The organism is Psychrobacter sp. 2Y5 (assembly GCF_051847375.1).
In the GTDB taxonomy this organism is placed as follows: Bacteria; Pseudomonadota; Gammaproteobacteria; order Pseudomonadales; family Moraxellaceae; genus Psychrobacter.
Genome location: NZ_JBPYDA010000034.1, coordinates 1 through 872, shown reverse-complemented (window position 1 = coordinate 872; position 872 = coordinate 1). Strand labels below are relative to the sequence as shown.

The 872-nt window shown below is 48.6% G+C and carries 1 protein-coding gene; it reads right to left on the bottom strand.

All coding sequences use genetic code 11. The features are described from left to right. On the bottom strand, positions 1-872 hold an 872-nt coding region (locus ACS8E3_RS13010), incomplete at both ends, for an FAD-binding oxidoreductase (RefSeq protein ID WP_439244759.1).

The window sequence follows — 872 nt, the reverse complement described above, 5'->3', positions numbered from 1 at the left end:
TTCCCATCGCCGATATGCCCAAACCAACACACTTCAAAATCAGGATAGTTGCTACTGACAATCGCATCAATCTCTTCGATAAACTCAGGCACGTAGCTGATGAGTACCGACACGTCGTTCTTATAGGGCGTAAAGACCGAGATGGTCTCAGAGATATATTCGCGTAGCTTCCATAGCTCTGCTGCTTGCGCCAGGCTCTGACTCATCACGCCATCGACAACCCAGCCTTGCTCCATACACTGCTCAAAGATTGCCATCGCCTTATCCATAATCGGCTCATAAGGCGCTTCGAACTCTAGCAGCGTATAAAACTTGGTGCGCGATTCAAACGGCTCTTGTACTTGACCATGTGCCATAAGCTTATCTATTGCCACCTCATCAAAGAACTCAAAAGCAGTTAAATCAATCTTAGCCTGAAAGGCGGATAGTACGTTCATCACATCGTTGAAGCTGTCCATGCCTAGCACCATGACGTTTAAGTCTTGCGGGAGTCGGTCTAGCTTAATCTGCGCCTGAGTGACTAATCCTAAAGTCCCCTCGCTACCGATAAACAATTGACGCAAGTCATAACCGGTGGCGTTTTTGATCATCCCGCGATTGAGGTGCAAGATATCACCTTTGCCAGTGACTACCGTTAAGCCCATAATCCATTGGCGGGTCATACCATAGCGAATCACCTTTATGCCGCCGGCATTGGTGCCGATGTTGCCGCCCATTTGGCTCGAACCTGCCGAGGCAAAATCAACCGGATAGTACAAATCCTTAGATTCAGCGAACTGCTGCAGTTGCTCGGTGACCACACCGGCTTCGATCTCTACTAGGCGATCAGCGGGATAAAATGTGCCAATCTGATTCATCTTATCCATGCTGAC